This window comes from Cellulomonas sp. P22, from assembly GCF_044392165.1.
Genome location: NZ_JBISBW010000004.1, coordinates 19,700 through 32,755 on the forward strand (window position 1 = coordinate 19,700; position 13,056 = coordinate 32,755).

16 protein-coding genes are annotated in these 13,056 nt (G+C 73.6%); 6 read left to right on the forward strand and 10 right to left on the reverse strand.

Translation table 11 applies throughout. The features are described 5' to 3' along the window. Positions 1-13: 13 nt before the first annotated feature. The 3 genes from rplT to infC all read right to left on the reverse strand — a co-directional run bounded on the left by rplT (position 14) and on the right by infC (position 1,843). Positions 14-397, reverse strand: coding sequence for a 50S ribosomal protein L20 (gene rplT, locus ACGIF2_RS04180; RefSeq protein WP_396043810.1), 384 nt, complete (start codon positions 395-397; stop codon positions 14-16). Between the two features lie 61 nt (positions 398-458). Further along, positions 459-653, reverse strand: a complete 195-nt coding sequence (gene rpmI / locus ACGIF2_RS04185) for a 50S ribosomal protein L35 (RefSeq protein ID WP_066582156.1) — start codon at positions 651-653, stop codon at positions 459-461. 92 nt (positions 654-745) lie between these two features. Then, complete coding sequence (infC, locus tag ACGIF2_RS04190; protein WP_396044212.1) at positions 746-1,843, reverse strand: translation initiation factor IF-3; 1,098 nt, start codon at positions 1,841-1,843, stop codon at positions 746-748. Positions 1,844-2,177: 334 nt separating this feature from the next. Here infC and ACGIF2_RS04195 point away from each other — a divergent pair, with 334 nt between their 5' ends. The 3 genes from ACGIF2_RS04195 to ACGIF2_RS04205 all read left to right on the forward strand — a co-directional run bounded on the left by ACGIF2_RS04195 (position 2,178) and on the right by ACGIF2_RS04205 (position 4,691). After that, positions 2,178-2,597, forward strand: coding sequence for a Fur family transcriptional regulator (locus tag ACGIF2_RS04195; protein WP_396043812.1), 420 nt, complete (start codon positions 2,178-2,180; stop codon positions 2,595-2,597). An 85-nt stretch (positions 2,598-2,682) separates the two neighbouring features. Continuing rightward, positions 2,683-4,188, forward strand: coding sequence for a catalase (locus ACGIF2_RS04200; RefSeq protein ID WP_396043814.1), 1,506 nt, complete (start codon positions 2,683-2,685; stop codon positions 4,186-4,188). Positions 4,189-4,295: 107 nt separating this feature from the next. Beyond that, positions 4,296-4,691: a DUF1844 domain-containing protein gene (locus tag ACGIF2_RS04205; protein WP_396043816.1), complete on the forward strand. Its 396-nt coding sequence runs from the start codon at positions 4,296-4,298 to the stop codon at positions 4,689-4,691. Here the strand turns inward: ACGIF2_RS04205 and ACGIF2_RS04210 are convergent. After that, a complete protein-coding gene (locus tag ACGIF2_RS04210; RefSeq protein WP_396043818.1) occupies positions 4,684-6,072 on the reverse strand; it encodes an MFS transporter in 1,389 nt (462 codons plus the stop codon). The genes ACGIF2_RS04205 and ACGIF2_RS04210 overlap by 8 nt on opposite strands. A 90-nt stretch (positions 6,073-6,162) precedes the next feature. Between ACGIF2_RS04210 and ACGIF2_RS04215 the strand changes: the two genes are divergently transcribed. The 3 genes from ACGIF2_RS04215 to ACGIF2_RS04225 are packed head-to-tail and all read left to right on the forward strand — an operon-like array spanning position 6,163 to position 8,199. Then, positions 6,163-6,900: a hypothetical protein gene (locus ACGIF2_RS04215; RefSeq protein WP_396043821.1), complete on the forward strand. Its 738-nt coding sequence runs from the start codon at positions 6,163-6,165 to the stop codon at positions 6,898-6,900. Beyond that, positions 6,897-7,649: a S1C family serine protease gene (locus ACGIF2_RS04220; protein ID WP_396043823.1), complete on the forward strand. Its 753-nt coding sequence runs from the start codon at positions 6,897-6,899 to the stop codon at positions 7,647-7,649. Before ACGIF2_RS04215 ends, ACGIF2_RS04220 begins: the two co-directional genes overlap by 4 nt. A 40-nt stretch (positions 7,650-7,689) precedes the next feature. Continuing rightward, positions 7,690-8,199, forward strand: a complete 510-nt coding sequence (locus ACGIF2_RS04225) for a spore germination protein GerW family protein (protein ID WP_396043825.1) — start codon at positions 7,690-7,692, stop codon at positions 8,197-8,199. A 30-nt stretch (positions 8,200-8,229) separates the two neighbouring features. On the opposite strand, the gene ACGIF2_RS04230 is transcribed toward ACGIF2_RS04225, so the two are convergent. The 6 genes from ACGIF2_RS04230 to ACGIF2_RS04255 form a co-directional block, all read right to left on the reverse strand. Further along, complete coding sequence (locus ACGIF2_RS04230; protein ID WP_396044214.1) at positions 8,230-8,970, reverse strand: SseB family protein; 741 nt, start codon at positions 8,968-8,970, stop codon at positions 8,230-8,232. A 2-nt stretch (positions 8,971-8,972) separates the two neighbouring features. Continuing rightward, positions 8,973-9,713 carry a bifunctional 1-(5-phosphoribosyl)-5-((5-phosphoribosylamino)methylideneamino)imidazole-4-carboxamide isomerase/phosphoribosylanthranilate isomerase PriA gene (gene priA, locus ACGIF2_RS04235; RefSeq protein ID WP_396043827.1) on the reverse strand — a complete coding sequence of 247 codons (741 nt, stop codon included), beginning with the start codon at positions 9,711-9,713 and terminating at the stop codon, positions 8,973-8,975. Between the two features lie 124 nt (positions 9,714-9,837). Continuing rightward, on the reverse strand, positions 9,838-10,485 hold the full coding sequence (hisH, locus tag ACGIF2_RS04240) for an imidazole glycerol phosphate synthase subunit HisH (RefSeq protein ID WP_396043830.1): 648 nt from the start codon (positions 10,483-10,485) through the stop codon (positions 9,838-9,840). An 81-nt stretch (positions 10,486-10,566) separates the two neighbouring features. Further along, complete coding sequence (locus ACGIF2_RS04245) at positions 10,567-11,154, reverse strand: hypothetical protein (RefSeq protein ID WP_396043832.1); 588 nt, start codon at positions 11,152-11,154, stop codon at positions 10,567-10,569. Then, positions 11,151-11,771, reverse strand: coding sequence for an imidazoleglycerol-phosphate dehydratase HisB (gene hisB, locus ACGIF2_RS04250; RefSeq protein ID WP_396043834.1), 621 nt, complete (start codon positions 11,769-11,771; stop codon positions 11,151-11,153). Before hisB ends, ACGIF2_RS04245 begins: the two co-directional genes overlap by 4 nt. Continuing rightward, positions 11,768-12,883, reverse strand: coding sequence for a histidinol-phosphate transaminase (locus tag ACGIF2_RS04255; RefSeq protein WP_396043836.1), 1,116 nt, complete (start codon positions 12,881-12,883; stop codon positions 11,768-11,770). The genes hisB and ACGIF2_RS04255 overlap by 4 nt, the downstream gene beginning before the upstream one ends. Between the last annotated feature and the right edge of the window lie 173 nt (positions 12,884-13,056).

Below are 13,056 nucleotides of genomic sequence, written 5' to 3' on the forward strand. Positions count from 1 at the left end.
AGCAGTCAGCGCGTCACGCCGCGGTGGGCGCGTTCACGTCGGCCGGCAGCGCGTCCTTGGCAGCCTTCACCAGGACGTTGAACGCGGGCGCGTCGTTGACCGCGAGGTCGGCGAGCACGCGGCGGTCGACCTCGATGCCGGCGAGCTTCAGACCCTGGATCAGGCGGTTGTACGTCATGCCCTGCTCGCGCGAGGCCGCGTTGATGCGCTGGATCCACAGCTTGCGGAAGTCTCCCTTGCGCGCCTTGCGGTCGCGGTAGGAGTAGACGAGGGAGTGGGTGACCTGCTCCTTCGCCTTGCGGTAGAGACGCGAACGCTGGCCACGGTAACCGCTGGCGCGCTCGAGGGTTGTACGGCGCTTCTTGTGGGCGTTGACCGCCCGCTTCACGCGTGCCACGTGATGCTCCTTGCGTGTCGGGGCTCGCAGGTGACTCCGGGGCGCTCACGCGCCCACGAGGTCACTTGCCGAGCAGCTTCTTGATCTTGGGGGCGTCAGCAGCAGAGACGACGACGTCGCCGGCGATACGCCGGGTGCGACGGCTCGACTTGTGCTCGAGCAGGTGACGACCGTTGGCCTGCTCACGCATGAGCTTGCCGCTGCCGGTGACCCGGAAACGCTTCTTGGCACCGGAGTGCGTCTTGTTCTTCGGCATGGCTGCCGCTCTCTCCTTGTCGTCGCATCGCGCGGGGTGGCGCGACTCGTTCGTGCGGGGGTCCGAGTGAGGATCCCCGTCCGTCGTTCAGGTCAGGCCGTGGTCTGTCCCGGGCGAGCGGACGGCGAGGGCTTCGCCGCCGGCTTGGCCGGGCCGGGCCGGGGGGCCGGGCGAGGCGCAGCAGGCTGCGCTGCGCTCGGTGCCGGACGCGGCGTGGGCCGGGGGGCCGGTGCTGCGGCGGCAGGTGCCTCGGCGGTCGCCTCGGCGGGCTTGGTGGCCTTGGCCGGGGCGCTCGCCCTGGCCGGGGCCTTCGCAGCCGGAGCCTTGGGCGCCGCCGCGGCGGGCTTCTGCTCTGCTGCGGGTGCCTCGGCAGGTGCTTCCGCCTCGGCAGGTGCCTCGGCAGGTGCCTCCGCCTCCGCGGGTGCTTCGGCGTTCACGGCCTCGGGTTCCGGCGTCGCGGCCGGTGCGGCAGGGGCGCTCGCAGGCTGTGCGGCCGGGGCCGTCACCGCTGCGGGCTGCTCCGCGGGCTGCTCGTCGGGACGCTCGTCGCCGGCGTGGCTCTCGTCGCTCGTCTGGGTCTGGGCGGCGCGACGCTGCTCGCTCTTCTGCTCGGCCTTCTTCTTGACCGGGCCGAGCACCATGATCATGTTGCGCCCGTCCTGCTTCGGCGCGCTCTCGATGAAGCCGAGGTCGGCGACGTCCGTGGCGAGGCGCTGGAGCAGACGGATGCCCATCTCCGGTCGCGACTGCTCGCGACCGCGGAACATGATCATGACCTTGACCTTGTCCCCGGCCTTGAGGAACCGCTCGACGTGGCCCTTCTTGGTGCCGTAGTCGTGCGGGTCGATCTTCAGGCGGAAACGGATCTCCTTGAGGATCGTGTTCGTCTGGTTGCGCCGGGCCTCGCGCGCCTTCATGTCTGCTTCGTACTTGAACTTGCCGTAGTCCATGATCTTGCAGACGGGCGGACGGGCGTCCGGAGCGACCTCGACCAGGTCGAGATCGGCGTCCTGGGCCAGGCGCAGTGCGTCTTCCACGCGGACGATGCCGACCTGCTCGCCGTTGGGGCCGACCAGGCGGACCTCGGCGACGCGGATCCGATCGTTGATGCGGGGCTCGCTGATGTGGTGCTCCTCAGGTTCGTCGTGGGGATCACCAGGAACGGGAAAGGCCCCCGAACCTGGGCACAGGTGGGGGCCACGACAGTCCGGACCGCCATACGCGGCGCGACGAGCGCCTCGCGCGACGGCGAGCCGAGCACGACGTATCACGTCGCGCTCTCCGGACCGGGACCTGGCCTCTGTCGTCGATCAGAGATCGAGCGGTCGAAACTCAGGTGGGAGGTGACTCCACTTGTGCACCCGGATTCCGTGTCTGCTCGTCGAGCAACCACCGATCCAGGTCAGTCGAGGACGACCTTACCAGAGTCGCCGGTGGTCGCTGAACGCGGGTCGAGACCCGCGCGTCGTCCTGGATCTATTCCAGAACTGGATCTGTTCCAGATAAGCCGCTAGGGTGGCGGCCATGACCACCGCGAGCCCTGAGCAGCAGTTGCGCGAGAGCGGGCTGCGGGTCACCCCGACCCGCCTCGCCACGCTCGCAGCGCTGGCCGAGCACCCGCACGCCGACGCCGACGCCGTGATCACCGCTGTGCGCGAGCAGCTCGGCACGGCATCGGTGCAGGCCGTCTACGACGTGCTGCACGCGCTGACCGCCGCGGGCCTCGTGCGCCAGATCGAGCCCGCGGGCCACCCCGCGCGCTACGAGCGCCGGGTCGGCGACAACCACCACCACGTCGTGTGCCGCACGTGCGGCGCGATCGACGACGTGGACTGCGCGGTCGGGCACGCGCCCTGCCTGGTGCCCAGCTCCTCGTCGGGATTCACCGTCGAGACCGCCGAGGTCACGTACTGGGGCCTGTGCCCCACCTGCCGGACCGACTGACCGACCGGCACCCCACGACCGTCTGCCTGCCACCGTCTGCGCAGAGCACAACCCCCCGGCCCGCCGGGACACCGAGAGGAACTTCATGTCGAACGTCCCGCCCACCACGACCAGCTCGGGCGCCCCCGTCGCCTCCGACGCGCACTCCCAGTCCGTCGGCGCCGACGGCCCGATCGTCCTGCACGACCACTACCTCGTCGAGAAGCTCGCGCAGTTCAACCGCGAGCGCGTCCCCGAGCGCGTCGTGCACGCCAAGGGCGGCGGCGCGTTCGGCACGTTCACCACGACGCACGACGTCAGCGCGTTCACGCGCGCCGCTGTGTTCCAGCAGGGCACCACCACCGAGACGCTGGCCCGCTTCTCGACCGTCGCCGGCGAGGCGGGCTCGCCCGACACGTGGCGCGACCCGCGCGGCTTCGCGCTGAAGTTCTACACGACCGAGGGCAACTACGACCTGGTCGGCAACAACACCCCCGTCTTCTTCATCCGCGACGGCATCAAGTTCCCCGACTTCATCCACTCGCAGAAGCGGCTGCCGGGCACCCACCTGCGCGACAACGACATGCAGTGGGACTTCTGGAGCCTGTCCCCCGAGTCGGCGCACCAGGTGACCTGGCTCATGGGCGACCGCGGCATCCCGGCGTCGTGGCGACACATGGACGGCTTCGGCTCGCACACCTACCAGTGGATCAACGCCGCGGGTGAGCGCTTCTGGGTCAAGTACCACTTCACGACCAACCAGGGCATCAAGTGCTTCTCGAACGACCAGGCCTCGCAGCTCGCGGGGTCTGACGCGGACGTCCACATCCGTGACCTCTCCGAGGCCATCGAGCGCGGCGACTTCCCGTCGTGGACGCTCTCGGTCCAGGTCATGCCGTACGACGACGCCAAGGACTACCGGTTCAACCCGTTCGACCTCACGAAGGTGTGGCCGCACGCGGACTACCCGCTGATCGAGGTCGGCACGCTCGAGCTGAACCGCAACCCCGAGAACTACTTCGCCCAGATCGAGCAGGCGACGTTCGCGCCGAGCAACTTCGTGCCCGGCATCGCGGCGAGCCCCGACAAGATGCTCCTCGCGCGCATCTTCTCCTACGCCGACGCGCACCGGTACCGCGTGGGCACCAACCACGCGCAGCTGCCCGTCAACGCGCCGCACGCGGCGCCGGTGCACTCGTACTCGCAGGACGGCGCGATGCGCTCGGGCTTCAACTCGGCCAGCACCCCGGTGTACGCGCCCAACTCGGTCGGCGGCCCGGCGGCCCACGCCGACGTCGCCGCGGAGTCCCGTGGCTGGGAGTCCGACGGCGACCTCGTGCGCACCGCGGCGAGCCTGCACGCCGAGGACGACGACTTCGGCCAGGCGGGCACGCTCTACCGCGACGTGTTCGACGACGCCGCCCGGGCCCGCTTCCTCGACACGATCACGGGCCACGTCGGCGGCGTGAAGAACGAGGCGATCCGCGAGCGCGCGATCCAGTACTGGACGAACGTCGACACCCAGCTCGGTGCGGCGCTGCGGGCGGGCCTCGCCGGCACCGTGCCGGTCGAGACCGGCACGCCCGCGACGTCGGCGCTCCCCATCGTCTGACGCGCACCCCGCACGACCCGCCCGACCCCGAGGGCCCCGCACCACTCCGGTGCGGGGCCCTCGAGCCGTCCCTCGGAGGCGGCCCGCGGGATGAGAGGATCGTCACCATGTCCGAGCCGCACGCGCCCGTCCCCTCCCCCGTCGAGACCCCGGGGCAGGTCGACGCCGCCGCCCAGACCCGCGACATCGCCGACGTCGCCGCGGTCGAGGTCATCACGACCGCCGCGGTCCACCTCATGAGCGCCGCGGCCGTGAAGTGCGGTCTGTCCGAGGACACCCCGGGAGCCCCGGGAGCGGACTACCTCGACCTCGACGAGGCCCGCAAGCTCATCACGGCGCTCGCCGCGCTCGTCACGGCCTCGGCCCCCGACCTCGGCAACCAGCACGCCCGGGCGCTGCGGGACGGCCTGCGCTCGCTCCAGCTCGCGTTCCGTGAGGCGTCCCCGTTCCCCGACGCGGTCGGCGAGGGCCCTGGCGAGGCGTTCACCGGTCCCGTCAGCTGAGCTCGGGGACCGTCGTCGCCTGCCGGACGACCTCCCGGGCGTCGGACGCCCCGTCCCGCGGACCCATGGCCTGGGCGGGCACGTCGCCGGACAGCGGCCCGCCGGTGCCCGCGGCGCGGGTCAGGACCTCGACCAGGGCGTCACCGGTGACGGGCTCGGCCTCGTCGCGCGCTGCCACCTCGTCACGCGCTGCCACCTCGACCGCTCGGTCACGCGTGACCTTGAGCACCACGAGCCCGACCCCGGCCAGACCGGCCGCGACGAGCGACGCGGTCAGGAAGCCGGCCTGGGCACCCGCCCGGTCGATCACCGCACCGCACACCGGGGCACCGAGTGCGGCACCCACGGTCATCGCGGTGCCGTTCCAGCCCATGACCTCGCCCCGTCGGTGCTCAGGCACGAGGCGCACGAGCGTCGCCGTGATCGAGGACAGGGCCGGGGCGCACGGCAGACCGGCGAGGACGACAGCGAACGCCAGCAGCAGCGGCGTGCCGGCGAACGCCGCCGGGACGGTCAGCACAGCGAGCGCGAACACGATGGCCAGCGGGTGCACGGCGCGCCGACCGGCCCCGTAGACCAGACCGCCGACGAGCGACCCACCCGCCCACAGCGCGACCATCCACCCGACCGAGCCGCCGCGCCCGGCGTCCTGGAGCGAGGCGACGATCGCCAGGTCGGTGCCGTTGAGCACGAGCGACGCGGCGACCGACGCCGCGAGGACCACGAGCAGTCCCGGGGTGACGACGTCGCGCCACGAGCCGCGCTCGACCGGGACCGGCGCCGCGGCACCGTCGAGCTGCGCGCTCCGCGTCGGCGGGTTCAGCCACATGAGCAGCGCACCCGCACCGACCGTCGCGACGCCGACCACCACGAGCGCCACCGTCGTCGAGATCTGGGTCGCGATCATCACGCCGGTCACGGGCGCGAGCATGAACGTCGCCTCGGTGCCGACCGAGTCGAGCGCGTACCCGGTGCGCTGCTGCGCGGGCGGCACGAGGACGCCGAGCGACTGACGCACCACGGAGAACACCGGCACGAGGAACAGGCCCGCGACGAAAGCGGCGCCGATCAGCAGCTCGTAGCCGAGCAGGGGCGCGCAGATCCACACGGCCGCCTCGACCGCGACCGACGGCGCGAGCGCGCGCCGCAGGCCGAGCGTGTCGACCATCCGTCCGCGCCACGGTGCGCCGATCGCCGACCCGAGCGTCATGGCTCCAGCGACGATCCCGGCCTGGCCGTAGCCCTTGTCGAGCGTGGTCACGACGTGCAGCGTGAGCACGATCCCGGTCATGGCGTGCGGCAGGCGCGCCACGAGCGAGACGAGGACGAGGCGCAGCACACCGGGCAGGCGCAGGAGGTCGGCGTAGCGGGAGAGGAGCACGGGGAGGATCCTCTCCCGCCGAGGCCCGTGGGCGCGCGACCATTTCGATCCGCGGTCTGGACGGCGACACCCGCCCCTATCCTGTGCCGGGTGACCAGTGACCCGGGGACCCCGGACCAGCCCGACGTCCGGCCTGCTCCTCCTTCGCCGACCACCGCTGCGCCCGCCCGCGTCGCGACTGCGACCGCGTGGAGCCCGGACGGGCTGGGCACCACAGCGCTGCCGGGGTCCGTCGCGGTCGACGCGCCGCCCGTGGCCACCGGGGGCGAGCACGCCGGGTACGTCCCGCCCCCGCTCACCATGCCGCTGGCCGAGCCGGTCAGCCACCGCCACCCGTGGCCGGTGATCGTGCTCGGGCTGCTGCTGGCCGTGCTCCTCGGGGCCTCGACGTACCTGGTCGTCCTGGCGCGGTCGCTCGAGCAGCGCAGCACCGAGTGGGAGCAGGTCGCCCGGGGCACCGTGGAGGACCTGGCCCAGTCCCGCGGCGAGCTCGAGGGCGCGCTGGCCGAGCTCGAGGGCACGCGGGAGCAGCTCGGCGCGGCCCAGGCGCGCATCACAGAGCTCGCGGACGAGAAGGCACAGCTGGGCGACGACCGCGAGGTGCAGCAGCGCCTCGTCGACTACCAGGAGCGCGTCTCCGAGGCGGCCCGCGACGTCGCGTCTGCCCTGTCGACGTGCATCGACGGCCAGTACCGGCTCATCGAGTACCTGCAGAACGCGGCGCAGTACGACCCGACGGACCTCGCGCGGTTCCGGTCCGACGTGGAGCGCGTGTGCGGCGCGGCCACGGACGCGAACGCGACGCTGCAGAAGGAGCTCGACCGGTGAGCCGGTCCTGGGCGAGCACGCGCGCCGTCCCGACGGGGGGCCTGCTCCTCGTCGCGGCGCTGCTCGCGGGGTGCGGCGCGCTTCCGTCGATGCCGGGTCCGATGCCGACCGACGTGGTGCCGTCGACGGTCCCGGTGGCCGAGCCCGACACGACGGGCAACCTCTCCCCCGACGGCTTCGACGCGGCGCAGCGGATGGCGGTGCGCATCCGCAACGTGGGGTGCTCGTCGCTGTCCACCGGATCGGGCTTCGCGCTCGACGAGACGACGCTCGTCACGAACCGCCACGTGGTGGCCGACTCGACCGATCTGCAGGTCAGCACCTACGACGGCCGGGACATCGCGGTGACCGCGGCGAGCACGGCGGGCCTGGCCGACCTGGCCGTGGTGCGCACCGCCGAGCCGCTGCCTGCGGCGCCCGTGCTGGCCGAGGTCGACCCCGAGCCGGGCGACGCCGTGACTGTCGTCGGCTACCCGCTGGGCGGCCGGCTCACCGTCACGAGCGGGCGGGTGATCGGCACCACGACCGACCCGCTCAACGAGAACCTCGGCGAGGTGCTCGTCACCGACGCCGCGGTCGAGCCGGGGAGCTCGGGCTCGGCGGCGCTCGACGAGGAGGGACGCGTGATCGGCGTCGTCTACGCCAAGAACTCGACCGGCATGAGCTTCGTGGTGCCGGTGAGCACGCTGCGCACGATGCTTGCAGACGACACGGCCTTCACCGAGACCGTGCCGTGCGCGACGTCCTGACCACCCGGGCTCCCTGAGCCGCGAGCAGACCGGAGACACCATGCCCGACGAGCAGCAGTTCGACCCCTACGTCGTGACCCGTACCGCGAGCGAGACGCTGAACGTCGCCCGGGCCTTCGGCACCCCGTACGAGCACGGGGGACGCACCCTCGTCCCGGTCGCGAAGATCATGGGCGCCACCGGGAGTGGTGGCGGCCGGGGCACGCAGGGGGACGACACCGAGGGCGGCGTCCGCGAGGGCGGCGTCCGCGAGGGCGACGGGGGCGGGGGTGGCTACGCCGCGCGGGTCAAGCCGCTCGGGGTCTACGTCATCGACGATTCAGGCGTGCACTGGCGCCCCGCGATCGACGTCAACCGGATCGTGCTCGGGGCCCAGGTCGTCGGCGCCGTCGCGGTGGTGGTCCTGGGCGCGACCGCCTGCCTCGCCCTGGTGCTGCGCAGCGTGCGTCGCGTGCTGCCCGGCCACCACGGGCTGCCGGGGCACCACGGCTACCTCGGCCACCTCGGACGCCTCCGGCACCTGCGGCGCCTCGGGTCGCTGCACCGCTGACGCGCGGGCAGCCCCGACCTGGCCCGTCGCTCAGGCGGTGCGCAGCCGCAGCTCGAGCGAGTCGACCCGTGCGGTGACCGTCTCGTCGGCGGCGAGCCGCTCGTTGACCTGCGCGAGCACGGCGTCGAGGCGCGGGCGGTCGAGCCCGGCGACGACGGACAGGACCACGGCGACCTCGGCGCGCCGACCGGGCTCGGCGTCCGCGGCGGGCACCTGAGGGATGCCCGCGAGCGCCTCGCGGACGGCGGCGCGGACGTCCGGGCACACCTCGTCGCCCCCCGGGCCGGGACGTACCGCGGGCACCCACGCCCGCTGCTGGGCGAGCGCCCACACCGCGGGACGGGGCACGAGCACGGTGACGGGGCCGCCCGGGTCGAGCACGAGCAGCTCCCAGCCCTCCTCCACGGCCGACAGCGCCGCTCGGGCGACGTCCGAGGGCACGGGGCGCGCGTCGGCACGCCACGCGCTCATGCTCGCGACCGAGGAGAACACCGGCAGAGCGGTCCGCCCGTCGGGGGCCCGCAGCGCGACGATGCCGGCCGACGCCTCCTTGTCGACCGTGTGCTCGTGCCCGTCGTGGACCACGACGTCGGCGACCTCAAGCTCGGCCAGCACGGGCACCAGCACCCGGGTGCCCGCGAGGGCGTCGACCACGGCGCCGAGCGCCCCCCTGCCCTCGCCGAACGCGTCGAGCGCGCGACCGAGCCCGATGTCGCACGAGCCGTCGTCGCCCGCGAACGGCGAGGACGGCGGGAGCTCACGACCGGCCACGGTCACGGCCGCCCGGCGACGTCCAGGGCCTGGGGCAGCGTGAACGCCCCCGCGTAGAGGGCCTTGCCGACGATCGCACCCTCGACGCCGAGCGGCACGAGCGCGCGCAGCGCCTCGATGTCGGCGAGGCTCGAGATGCCGCCCGACGCGACGACCGGCGCGGACGTGCGCGCGCACACCTCACGCAGCAGCTCGAGGTTCGGGCCGCGCAGCGTGCCGTCCTTCGTCACGTCGGTCAGCACGTACCGTGCGCATCCTGCGTCGTCGAGCCGGGCGAGCACCTCCCACAGGTCGCCGCCCTCCTGGGTCCAGCCGCGCGCGGCGAGCGTGGTGCCCCGCACGTCCAGGCCGACGGCGATCGCGGCTCCGTGGCTCTCGATGACCTTCGCGGTCCACGCGGGGTCCTCGAGGGCCGCGGTGCCCAGGTTGACCCGCGTGGCCCCCGTCGCGAGCGCGCGCTCGAGCGACGCGTCGTCCCGGATGCCGCCCGAGAGCTCGACCTTGACACCCTTCCCGGCGAGGTCGGCGGCGACCTCGGCGAGCAGGGGGGCGTTGCTGCCCCGGCCGAAGGCCGCGTCGAGGTCGACCAGGTGGATCCACTCGGCTCCCCCGGCGTGCCAGTCGAGCGCCGCGGCGAGCGGGTCGCCGTAGCCCGTCTCGGACCCGGCAGCGCCCTGGACCAGGCGCACGGCCTGCCCCTCGGCGACGTCGACGGCGGGCAGCAGCTCGAGACGGTCGGTCATGGTGTCCTCTCTCGGCGGCGCGGCTGGGGCGCCGGGGTTCGTGCGGGCCACGTCGGCCCTGTCGTGCTCGGTGCGGTGCCCGACGTGGTCGTCGGGCGGTGCGGGTCCGGGACCGCCGCGCGGCTCAGCGCAGCGAGCCGACCCAGTTGCGCAGCAGCTCGGCGCCGGCGTCGCCGGACTTCTCGGGGTGGAACTGGGTCGCCGACAGCGGACCGTTCTCGACCGCGGCCACGAAGCGGTCGCCGTGCTGCGACCAGGTGACGAGCGGTGCACGGAACCGGGTGCCGTCCGCCTCCTCGGCCAGCGGGAAGCTGCGGGCCGCGTAGGAGTGCACGAAGTAGAAGCGCTCGTCCTCCAGGCCGGCGAACAGCGTCGAGCCCTCGGGCACGTCCACCGTCGACCAGCCCATGTGCGGCACGACGTCGGCCTCGAGCCGGTCCACGACACCGGGCCACTCGCCCAGCCCTTCGGCGCGCTCCCCGTGCTCGTCGCCCGCGGCGAACATGACCTGCATGCCGACGCAGATGCCCAGGACCGGGCGTCCGCCCGCGAGCCGCCGGTCGACGATCTGGTCGCCGTGGACGGCGCGCAGGCCCTCCATGCACGCGGCGAACGCCCCGACGCCGGGCACCACGAGGCCGTCGGCCTCGGCGGCCGCATGGGGGTCGGAGGTGAGCTCGACCTGTGCACCGACACGCATCAGCGCACGCACGGCGGACCGCACGTTGCCGAAGCCGTAGTCGAGGACGACGACGCGAGACTGGCTGGGCACGGGGTCAGGCTACCCGGCCGACCTGGACGGGCAGTCGTCGCGTCCAGCCCTCGGCGGCGGCTCGGTGGCCACGGACGAGGTTCAGCCGCGGCGCTGGTCGCGGGTCGCCGCCGCGAGCAGCCGCATCGCCTTCCAGCGCGACAGGCCCACGCTCGTCACGGCGTTCTCCGCGTCCGCGACCACGAGGGTGCCGAGCAGCAGCTGCTCGATCTCGGCCGGGGCGTCGGACAGCACGAGACCCGGGGGCAGGTCGTCGCCCTGCACTCCACCGGCCCACTGCGTGGCGCCGATCTGGCCCGTGTGCCGCACGAGCAGCACCACGGGCGAGGTCTTGAGCATCGCCGAGATCGCGCGGGCGCCGGCGACGGCTGCGGTCGGGTCGCGCAGCACGGCGACCGCACCGACCGACGTGAAGATCGCATCGACGTCGACCTTCGCGATCGCGCAGGCCGCCGCGAGCGCCTCGGCGCCCGCGACCTGCGTGACCACGAGCGCGACGGTGGGCTGCTCGGCCTGCGGCGCGGCGGCCGCGGGTGCGGCGGCGTCCGCCCCGGCCGGAGCGGGCCCGGGGTCGGCGCCGGGACCGGTCAGCCCCGACAGGTCGTCGGGCACGGTGAAGCCCTCGGGCAGCTCGTCGCCGCCCGACGGCTGCGGGTGGTCGGTGCTCACAGCGCCCCCTTGGTGCTCGGGATGCCCACGACCCGTGGGTCGGGCTGGACGGCGAACCGCAGCGCGCGGGCCAGGGCCTTGAACTGCGCCTCGACGACGTGGTGCGGGTCGCGACCGGCCAGCACCCGCATGTGGATGCAGATCCCGGCGTGGTGCGCGATCGACTCGAAGACGTGACGCGTGAGCGAGCCCGTGAACTGCCCGCCGATGAGGTGGTGCTCCTGCCCCGCGGGCTCGCCGGAGTGCACGAGGTACGGGCGGCCGGACACGTCGACGACGGCCTGGGCCAACGCCTCGTCGAGCGGGACGAGCGCGTCCCCGAAGCGCGAGATCCCCTGCTTGTCGCCCAGCGCCAGACGCAGCGCCTCGCCGATCGCGATCGCGACGTCCTCGACCGTGTGGTGGGCGTCGATGTGCGTGTCGCCCGTGGCCTTGACGGTCAGGTCGATGAGCGAGTGCTTGCCGAGGGCCGTGAGCATGTGGTCGTAGAACCCGACCGTGGTCGAGATGTCGGTGGTCCCCGTGCCGTCGAGGTCGAGCTCGACGAGCACCGACGACTCGCTCGTGGTCCGCTCGATGCGCGCCGTGCGCGCGCCGCGGTCAGCCGTCGTGCTCACAGTCCAGCCACCTCCACCAGGGCGTCCTTGAACGCCGTCATGTCCTCCGGCGTGCCGATCGACACGCGCAGCCACCCCTCGGGCCCGACCTCGCGGATCAGCACCCCCCGGTCGAGCAGACCCTGCCAGATCGCGTGCCGGTCGTCGAACACCCCGAACAGCACGAAGTTCGCGTCGGACTCCGCGACGGTCAGGCCCTGCTCGCGCAGCCAGGTCACAGTCGCGTCCCGCTCGACCCGCAGCGAGCCGACCTGCGCCATGAGCTCGGGCGCGTGCCGCAGGGCCGCGCGGGCGACCGCCTGGGTCACGGCCGACAGGTGGTACGGCAGCCGGACGACGCGCAGCGCGTCGACGACCTCGGTCGACGCGGCGAGGTACCCCACGCGGGCACCGGCCAGGCCGAACGCCTTGGACATGGTCCGCGTCACGACCAGGTGCGGGTGCGCGGCGAGCAGGTCGAGGGCCGAGCGGGTGCCCGCGCGGCGGAACTCGCCGTACGCCTCGTCGACCACGACCACGCAGCCCCCGGGCACACGCGCCGCGGCGTCGAGCAGGACCTCGAGCGTCGCCGTCGGCAGCGCGGTGCCCGTCGGGTTGTTGGGGCTCGCGAGCAGCACGACCGACGGCGCCTCGGCAGCGATCGTCGCGGCGGCCTGCTGCGGGTCCACGGCGAAGTCCTCGGCGCGGCGCCCGGCCACCCAGCGGGTCGACGTGTCGCGCGCGTACTCGGGGTACATCGAGTAGGTGGGCGCGAACGACAGCGCGGTGCGGCCCGGTCCGCCGAAGGCCTGCAGCAGGTGCAGCATGATCTCGTTCGAGCCGTTCGCGGCCCAGACCTGCTCGGGCGCGAGCTCGACGCCGGACTCGACGTGCAGGTACGCCGCGAGGTCCGCGCGCAGGGCCGTGAAGTCGCGGTCGGGGTAGCGGTTGAGGCCGGCGGCGGCCAGCGCGACGTCGTGGGCGATGTCGGCGACGACCTCGGCCGAGGGCGCATACGGGTTCTCGTTGACGTTGAGCAGGTGCGGAACGTCGAGCTGCGGGGCGCCGTACGGCTCGAGGCCGGCGAGCTCGGCGCGCAGGGGCAACGACGGGCGGTCCAGGTCTGCTGTCACGCCTGCGAGTCTAGGGACTGCGCCTGAGAGGGCCGTCGAGCGTCCGGACCTCGGTCGGTGACCGCCACGCGTCGCGGGCCGTCGCCGCGGAGCACCTCGCCGGAGAACGTGACCAAGGTCCCACCCCAGGGAGCCCGGGATGTGCCTAGCCTCGATGTGCGACCGAGCGACGT

Coding starts and splice junctions, on each gene's coding strand:
- rpmI (WP_066582156.1), bottom strand. CDS start 653: ATGCCGAAGAACAAGACGCACTCCGGTGCCAAGAAGCGTTTCCGGGTC.
- ACGIF2_RS04205 (WP_396043816.1), top strand. CDS start 4,296: ATGTCCGAGCCGCACGCGCCCGTCCCCTCCCCCGTCGAGACCCCGGGG.
- ACGIF2_RS04200 (WP_396043814.1), top strand. CDS start 2,683: ATGTCGAACGTCCCGCCCACCACGACCAGCTCGGGCGCCCCCGTCGCC.
- ACGIF2_RS04225 (WP_396043825.1), top strand. CDS start 7,690: ATGCCCGACGAGCAGCAGTTCGACCCCTACGTCGTGACCCGTACCGCG.
- priA (WP_396043827.1), bottom strand. CDS start 9,713: ATGACCGACCGTCTCGAGCTGCTGCCCGCCGTCGACGTCGCCGAGGGG.
- ACGIF2_RS04195 (WP_396043812.1), top strand. CDS start 2,178: ATGACCACCGCGAGCCCTGAGCAGCAGTTGCGCGAGAGCGGGCTGCGG.